Source organism: Streptosporangium sp. NPDC003464 (assembly GCF_053588315.1).
This window is the reverse complement of the sequence record NZ_JBSFPS010000036.1, coordinates 38,642-46,853: the sequence shown is the minus strand read 5'-3', so window position 1 is coordinate 46,853 and position 8,212 is coordinate 38,642. Positions and strand designations below refer to the sequence as shown.

Below are 8,212 nucleotides of genomic sequence, written 5' to 3'. Positions count from 1 at the left end.
CACGGTCTACGCGATCCCCGACTGGGCGGGGGTGGACCTCCCCGGGCATCTGGGCAGGACGTTCGGGCAGCCGGTGCTCGTCGCCAACGACAGCACCAGGCCGCCCGTCACGGGCGGCGTTTCAGAGATCCATCATCCAGAGCACGAGGACTTCACTTCATGACCCTGACCGACGACCAGACGACGGTCCCTCCGGCCCGGCAGGTGCTCGCGGCCGAGGAGCGGTACGCCACCGAACTCGCCTTTCTCGCCGCCCACGACGACGGGCCCCGCCCGCCGGGCTGGACGCTGACGCCACGCGCGGTGGTGACCTTCGTCTGCGGCAGCGGCGACGAGACGCTGGAGCTGCCGAAGAGCCGGCGCGTAATGGTCGACGACGGCGTTCCGGCCCGGTTGCGGGTGGCCGCCAAGTTCGTCGGCGAACGCGCCCTGGTCGAACGGTGCGTGGTGACCCTCGCGGGGGAGCGTGGCCTGCTGCTGGTCGGCGAGCCCGGCACCGCCAAGTCGATGCTGTCGGAGCTGCTGGCCGCCGCCGTGTGCGGGACCAGCGCGCTCACCGTCCAGGGCACCGCCGGGACGACCGAGGACGCCTTCCGTTACGGCTGGAACTACGCCCTGCTGCTCGCCCAGGGCCCCAGCCGGGACGCGCTGGTCGACTCCCCGGTGCTCACGGCCATGCGCGCGGGACGCGTCGCCCGGGTCGAGGAGATCACCCGCTGCCTGCCGGAGGTGCAGGACGCCCTGGTGTCGATCCTGTCCGACCGGCGGCTCAGCGTGCCCGAACTCGCCGGCACCGCCGACGCCCAGGTGGCGGCCGCCTCCGGCTTCACCGTGATCGCCACGGCCAACCTGCGCGACCGCGGCGTCTCGGAGATGTCGGCGGCGCTGAAGCGACGGTTCAACTTCGAGACCGTCGACCCCATCTCGGACGCCGAGGCGGAGACCTCCCTGGTGCGCCGCCAGGCCACCTCGGTCGTCCAGCGGGCGGGTGCCGCCTTCGGCGTGGACGACGCCGTGCTCGACGCGTTGGTCACGGTCTTCCGCGACCTGCGCTCCGGCCGCTCGGACGAGGGATGGGACGTGGAGCGGCCCGGCACGGTGATGTCCACCGCCGAGGCCGTGCAGGTGGCCGCCTCACTGGGGGTCGCCGCGGCCTACCTGCCGGGCGGCGACGTCCTCGACCTGCTGCCGGGACACCTGCTCGGCGTCGTCCGCAAGGACGACCCCGCCGACCACGGGCGGCTGCTCGGCTACTGGGACGGCCCGGTGCGCCGCCGTGCCGAGGACGGCTCCGCGATGTGGCGCAGGCTCTGGGACCTGCGGGAGAACCTCCGTTGACCGGCCACAACGGACCCGGGCCCAGCCAGGACGCCCAGCCCTCCGGCCACGACGCCGGTGATGCCCGCGACGCCCGGGACGTCCGGCCCTCCGGCCACGACGCCGGTGATGCCCGCGACGTCCGGTCCTCCGACCGTGACGCCGGCGGAGCCTGTGACATCGACGACGCGTGGGGCGCCGACCCCCGGCGGGCGGTCGACGCACTGGCCTCCTCCGCCCGGCCGTACCTGCTGGGGGTGCGCCACCACAGTCCCGCGCTGGCCGTGGTCCTTCCCGCGCTGCTGGAGGCCGCCGACGCCGAAGTGGTCTGTGTCGAGCTGCCGGTGGACTTCCAGCCGTGGTTGCCATACCTGGCCGACCCGGGGACCCTCGCGCCGGTCGCCCTCGCCGGGGCCGCGGGGGAAGGGAGTCTCGGCTTCTACCCGTTCGCCGACTTCTCCCCGGAGCTGGTGGCGATCCGCTGGGCCTGGAAGCGCGGAGCGGAGGTGCTCTGCTGCGACCTCCCGCTGGCCGACCCCGGCTGGCACGCGCCCGACACCACCCCGGCGTCCGGTACGGCGCGGCCGGCCGGCCCGGATCCGGTCCCGGCACCGGTGGACGCGGGTCCCGACACGGCTCTGACTTCGACGGCGCCGGTGGACGCGGGTCCCCATGCGGTCCTGACTCCGTCGGCGCCGGTGGATCGGGATCCCGCCCCGGTGCCGGACGGATCCGGCCCGGACGCGCTCCCGGCCCCGGCGGCCCTGACGGATGCGGTGGTCTCGCGGGGGAGGTCCTTCGCCGACGCGCTGGCCGCCTCGGGCACCGGCCGCGAGGGGGACGACATGTGGGACCGGGCCGTGGAGGCCCTCGCTCCCGGATGCGGACCCGAAGCGGTGCGCCGCGCCGCCCTCGGCGTCGGCTGGGCGCTGCGCAGGGACGCCGAGGCCGCAGGCGGTGTGCCGGCCAGGGACATGGCGCGTGAGGCGCACATGCGCCGCGTCCTCGCCGGCGCCGCGGCCGGCGGGCGGCGCGTCGCGGCGGTGGTCGGCGCCTTCCACGCTCCCGCGCTGATCACCCCCGGCACCGCCGACCTCGTCCCCGACGCCGTGGAGCCAGGCTGGGTCGGCGCGGACGGCACCGCCGTACCGCCTGGTGCGGCGGGCGGCCACGCGGCTCCCGGGCGGCTCTCCGCGGCAGCGGGCGATCACCCGGCTCCCGGGCGGCCGGGCATGGGTGACGGGCTCGCCTCTCTCGCGGCCACCCCGTCTGCGGGGGGCGGCGCGCCGTCCGCCACCTCGCTCGTTCCGTACGCCTTCGACCTGCTCGACTCGCGGTCCGGTTACCCGGCGGGCATCCGTGACCCGCGTTGGCAGCAGGCGGTGTTCATGGCGGGCGGCGACCCGGACCGCGTCAGGGACGGCGCCGCCCGTGCGATCACCGACCTGTGCCGGGAGCTCCGCGCCGCCGGCCACACCGCGGGCACCGGGGAGGCCGTCGAGACGCTGCGGCTCGCCTGCGATCTGGCGCAGCTACGTGGGCTGCCCGCCCCGGGCCGGGGCGAGCTGCTGGAGGCGGTGACGACCGTGCTCGGCCAGGGCGAGCCCCTGGGCCGGGGGCGGGCCCTGGCTCGGGCCCTCGACGCGGTGTTCGTCGGTACCGGCCGCGGCCGGATCGCGCCCGGCACGCCGCGTTCGGGGCTCGGACCCGCCGTCGAGGCCGATCTCGCCGCGCTCCGGCTCCCGTGCCCGGACAGCCCCGAGCGACGTGAAGTACGCCTGGACCCGCTCCGCTCCGATCTGGACGCGCGCCGGGAGGTCGTGCTGCAACGACTGCTGGTCTGCGGCGTCGGCTACGGTGAGCCGGTCGAGGTGACCGGGACAGGTGACTCCACCGCGCTCACCACCCGGTGGCGGCTCTCCTGGACCCCCGCGGTCCCGGCCCGGCTCGACCTGGCGGGCGTGCGCGGCGTCACCCTCGCCCAGGCCGCCGCCGGCACGCTGCGCGAGACCTTCCGCCGCGAGTCCGCCGAAGGGGGGCCCACCTGCGGCCTGATCCTCGGCGGCCTGCGCGCCGCGGCCCGCTGCGACCTGCCCGACCTGGTCGCCGACCGCCTCGCCGACGCCGCCGTCGCGCTCCCCGCCACCGCCACGCTCGCCGAACTGCTCGACGCTCTCGACCTGCTCGAGGCGCTGCGCCGCCGGCACCTCCCCGGCACCACGCCCGAGGGTCGCGAGCGCGCCGTCGAGCTGGCCGGCACCCTGCTGGAGGCCGCGGTCCGCGCGCTTCCGGGCCTGGCCGGCAGCGATCAGCCGCAGGACGCGGCCGCCCTGGTCGCCCTCGCCACGCGCGTCGGCGAGGAGCGCCTCGGGCTGCGGATGGACGACGCCCTGGCCGCGCTCGCGCGCACCGCCTCCCCCCTCATACAGGGTGCGGCCCTGGCCGCCCGGGTCCTGCTCGACCTGGACGGTCCGGACACTCTTGGAGCCCGGGCCGCCGGATGGGTCGGCGCCGCCACCGGCCCGGACGGCCGCCATCGCCTGAGCCGCCTGCTGACCGGCGTGCTCACGGCCACCGGACCGCTGCTCCAGTCGGCGCCGGCGGCGCTCGACCCGCTCATGGACCGTGTCGACGGCCTCACCGACAAGGAGTTCCTCGACCGGCTGCCGGCGCTGCGCGGGGGGTTCGACACCCTCACCCCCGCCGGCCGTACCCGGCTGCTGGGGGCCGTGTCCGAGCGGCTCGGGGACAGGCTCGACCTGGCGCTGAGCGCTCCGCCCGCGCTGCTCGCGCTCTGGAGCGCCGCCGACTCCGCCGGGCTGGCCGCGCTGCGGGCGCTCCGGTTCCCCGTCCCCGCCCTGGCCGGCACGTCATCCGACGCGCCGCGACCACCTGCGCCGGACCGCCGGACCGCACGGGACGGCAGGCAGACGCGGGACCCGCAGCCGGCGCGGCCGGAGGCCTGCGCGGTGACGGACGACGATCCCGCCCCGCGCAGGCTCCCGCCGGCCGACCGGTGGCGGCTGCTGCTCGGCCGGGAGTCCGAGCGGCTCCCGGCCGGTGCCCGCCCCTACGCACGCGCGCTGGACGAGCTGTACGGAGCGGGCCGGGGCGAGGGCGCGGACGACTTCGGGCGCGGCCCCGGGGGAGGGGGCGACTCCGGCGGCCGGGGAGAGTCCTTCCCCACCGCCCGAGAGTGGGCGCGGGAGCTGGAGGCCCTCTTCGGGACCGAGGTGCGCGAGGAGGTGCTGGCCCGGGCCGCCGACGCCGGACGGACCGACGTGCTCGCCGAACTCGACCCGGCCGCGGTACGGCCCTCGGTCGAGCTGCTGACCTCCGTGCTGTCGCTGGCGGGCGGCCTGCCCGAGCAGCAGCTCGCCAAGCTCCGGCCGCTGGTCCGCCGCCTGGTCGCCGAACTCACCCGAGAACTCGCCACCCGGCTGCGGCCCGCCCTGAGCGGGCTGGCGACGCCGCGCCCGACCCGCCGTCCAGGCGGCCGGCTCGACCTGCCGCGCACGCTGCGGGCCAACCTGCCGTACACGCGCCGCATGGACGACGGCCGGCTCGTGGTCGTCCCGGAGCGGCCGGTGTTCAGCACCCGGGCCCGCCGGGAGGCCGACTGGCGGCTGATCCTGGTGGTCGACGTGTCCGGCTCGATGGAGGCGTCGGTGATCTGGTCCGCGCTGACCGCCGCGGTCCTGGCGGGTGTGCCGACGCTCTCCACCCATTTCCTGTCGTTCTCCACGGAGGTGATCGACCTGACGGACCGGGTCGCCGACCCGCTCTCCTTGCTGCTCGAGGTGCGGGTCGGCGGTGGAACGCACATCGCCGCGGGGCTCGCCCACGCCCGCTCGCTGGTCACCGTACCGAGCCGCACGCTTGTCGTGGTCGTCAGCGACTTCGAGGAGGGCTACCCGATCGGAGGTCTGCTCGGCGAGGTCCGCTCCCTGGCCGGTTCCGGCGTTCATCTGCTGGGCTGTGCCGCGTTGGACGACAGCGGCGTCCCCCGCTACTCGGTCCCCGTCGCCCGGCAGCTCGTCGCGGCCGGCATGCCCGTCGCAGCCCTCAGCCCGCTCGCCCTCGCCCGATGGGTGGGCGACCGCCTCCGCGGAGAACCCCGGTGAATTCCCCCACATCAACCGTCACCCCGGCCGGACAGCTCCCACCGGCGGCGCCGCACGTGGTCGCCGCGGCCGTCGAGAGCCTCACCTCCAGGCTCCGCAAGAAGCTTGACGCGGCGATCGAGCAGTATGCCGCCACGCCCGCCGTCGCCGACGGCGCGGACATCCGGATCGGCTGCGGCGAGGACGCGGTGGTCACCCTCTCGCCCGGGGCGTCGGGCGCGATCGTCGACGACGGCCAGGCGCGGTGCAGCTGCCTCCTGGCACCACGGTGCCTGCACCGCGCGGCCGTGCTCAGCGCCTGCCCGGTGGCCGACGCCGACGCCGACGCGGCTGCGGACGCGGACACAGGCGTGGCCGCGGCCCCGGACACAGCCGCCGGCACAGACACAGCCGCCGGCACCGGCGCGGCCGCGGACGCGGTGCCCGGACCGCTCGGCGACCGCGGCTCCGGGGCGGGGAACCCCGTCGCGCGTGCCGATCCGTCCCCCGGCGGGACCGGGAGCGGCGCGGCCGCGGGGCCCACCGCCGCGCAGGTCGCCGCCGCCTCGGGCCTGTGGGCCGCCGCTGCCGCCGTGCTGTCGGCCGGGGTGCCCGCGGCCGGCGCGGTACCCCAGGCGGAACTGCTCAGGGCCGCTCACACCGCCCGCCTGGCCGGGCTGCCCAGGGCCGAGGCCGCCGCCCTGCGCGCCGTCCGCGACCTGCGGGCGGCGCGTGGCCGCCACGACGGCCACCGCCTGGCGGACCTGGTGTCCGCACTCCGCGACCTCCTGCTCACCGCGGGCCGGCTGGCCGCGGCCGACCCCGACCCGGCGCTGATCGGCGACGTCCGCCGGAGCTACCAGCCGGGCGGGAGCCTGCGCGTCCACGGTGTCTTCCGGGAGCCGGTGATCAGTGGCACCGGCTACGGCGGTGTGGTCACCCACCTCGTCACGGAGGACGGCCGCTGGTTCTCGGTGGCCGACGTCAAGCCGGGCGGGCCGGCCCGTGCCCGTGGCGCCGCCACCGCGCCCGTCGCCATCGGCCCGGCCACGCTGAACCACGCGCAGCTGGCGCGGGCGGGCCTGCTGATCGCCGGGGCGACGGTCTCGGCGGACGGCCGTCTCGGGGCGGGTGGCGGCGTGCGCGCCACCCCGATCACCGGCATGTCGTGGACAGCGGGACCGCTGGCCGCCATGTTCGCCCGGCCACTGGCCGCGGCGGTCGGCGCGCGGCTCTCCGCGAGCGCCTGGAGCGAGTCGGAGATGGAGGAGAGAGTCCGAGAACCGGTCGGGTGTGATCTGGTGATCGTCGGCGCCGCGGGCGATCACGTGCTCGCCCGTGAGCTGCTGCCCGCCGGCGCGCCGCCGGAGGGATCCGATCCGGAGGCTGACGGTCCGGCGCGGCAGCCGCCGACGACCGTACGGTCCGACGGTCCGCTGATCCGGCTCGTCGCGGCCGGTTCCCATCCGTCCCTGGCCCATGTCGCCAACCTGCGGCAGCTCGCCTCCCGGCCCGGCACGCTCGTACGGGTGGTCGCCAGGCTGGACCCCGACCGGGCGGCCACCCTGCGCCCGCTCGCGGTCGGACCGGTGCCGGGGGCCGAGGCGACACTGCGGCTCCCCGCCGAATGGCAGGGCCACGCCGACCTCGGGTACGACCGCCTGCAGGGCGCTCATCTCCCGCCGCCTGACGTCTGCCCGCCGTGGCAGGCGGACTCCGAGGCGGCGGCGGACCCGGTGGCCGACGCCCCGCTGTGGCGGGTCCGGCGGCTGGTCGAGCTCGCCGTCGCCGGGGGCCGGCGGGCGGTCGCCGAGAGCGCGCGCGGCGACTCCCGCGACCAGGGGGTTCCGCTGCGCCGGGCGGGGTTCGCCGCCGCCGCCGAGCTGGCCGCCGCGCTCACCGCCGAGGCCGACCGCCGAGGCCGCGACGTGTTCGGGCGGTTGACGGACTCCGGCCCCGACGGGTACGCGTGGGCATGGCTGGCGGCCGCGATCCACCTCGCGGCCGCGGAGCAGGCCCTGGTCGAGGCGTCCTGGCAGGCCGCCCAGGCCTGACCGACCGCCTCGGCACGGAACCGGCGGTCCCGCGGGCCCGCGACCGTCCTCGGCCGGGCCCGCGGATCTCCGACCCGGGCCGTCGGCGTACGCCGGGGACGGTCGCAGGCCATTGGGAACGGCTACAAGTCGGCCACAAGTGCCGGTCGGCATCATGGCTGCCGCTGGAGGGACGGCGCGCAAGGGAGCAAGGCTCCGCCGTTCTTCCAGCGGTCGGAGCAGAAGCGGGGGCCGCGGCCCTCCGCCTCCTACGCGGAGACGGAGGGCCGCGGCCCCGGTGCTCATCTGAGCAGGTCCGTTTTCGTCGGGAGCAGCCATGGTCACCACCACGCGTCGCAGAGGGATGCTCGTCGTACTTCGCGGGCGCGCGGGCGGCTGACGGAGTACGCCGCCCCGGATCCGCCCTCGTCGGCCTGGACGCGATCCACACCGCGGGCGTCGGGCAGCACCGGATGTGGGTGGCGCGGTTCATCGGCTACGGACACCCGGGCACGTTCATCGACTCCGGAGGCGCGGGAACCATGGGCTCCGCCGTCCCCGCGGCGACGGGACCCGAACTGGGCCGCCCGGCCACCGCGGTCCGGTCGATGGTCGCCGCGGGCACCGGTAACGATGACATCAAGTACGCCAGGGACATGGCGCCCGTCTGAGACGGCGACGACTGAGCGGCCATTCCCGGCCAGGAGGATATGTGAGTGATTTGTGGCTGTTTTTGCCGGCTCCGCTCCCGTGCGCGAG

Annotated in this window: 4 protein-coding genes; all 4 read left to right on the top strand. The window is 76.9% G+C overall.

Translation table 11 applies throughout. The features are described from left to right. The first annotated feature begins 159 nt into the window (after positions 1-159). From ACWDS7_RS11220 to ACWDS7_RS11205, 4 genes are read left to right on the top strand one after another with little or no spacing between them, the layout of a single operon-like run. Positions 160-1,338, top strand: a complete 1,179-nt coding sequence (locus ACWDS7_RS11220; protein WP_451929149.1) for an AAA family ATPase — start codon at positions 160-162, stop codon at positions 1,336-1,338. Further along, entirely contained in the window at positions 1,335-5,441 is a 4,107-nt protein-coding gene (locus tag ACWDS7_RS11215) for a DUF5682 family protein (protein ID WP_451929148.1), read from the top strand. Before ACWDS7_RS11220 ends, ACWDS7_RS11215 begins: the two co-directional genes overlap by 4 nt. Continuing rightward, the gene (locus tag ACWDS7_RS11210; RefSeq protein WP_451929147.1) at positions 5,438-7,474 is read left to right on the top strand and encodes an SWIM zinc finger family protein; all 2,037 of its coding nucleotides are present in this window, start codon (positions 5,438-5,440) and stop codon (positions 7,472-7,474) included. The genes ACWDS7_RS11215 and ACWDS7_RS11210 overlap by 4 nt, the downstream gene beginning before the upstream one ends. Next, a complete protein-coding gene (locus ACWDS7_RS11205; protein WP_451929146.1) occupies positions 7,396-8,124 on the top strand; it encodes a thiamine pyrophosphate-dependent enzyme in 729 nt (242 codons plus the stop codon). Before ACWDS7_RS11210 ends, ACWDS7_RS11205 begins: the two co-directional genes overlap by 79 nt. The last annotated feature ends 88 nt before the right edge of the window (positions 8,125-8,212 follow it).

Excerpts from the sequence above, each read along its gene's own strand:
- ACWDS7_RS11220 (WP_451929149.1), top strand. The coding sequence starts at position 160 with ATGACCCTGACCGACGACCAGACGACGGTCCCTCCGGCCCGGCAGGTG.
- ACWDS7_RS11205 (WP_451929146.1), top strand. The coding sequence starts at position 7,396 with ATGGCTGGCGGCCGCGATCCACCTCGCGGCCGCGGAGCAGGCCCTGGT.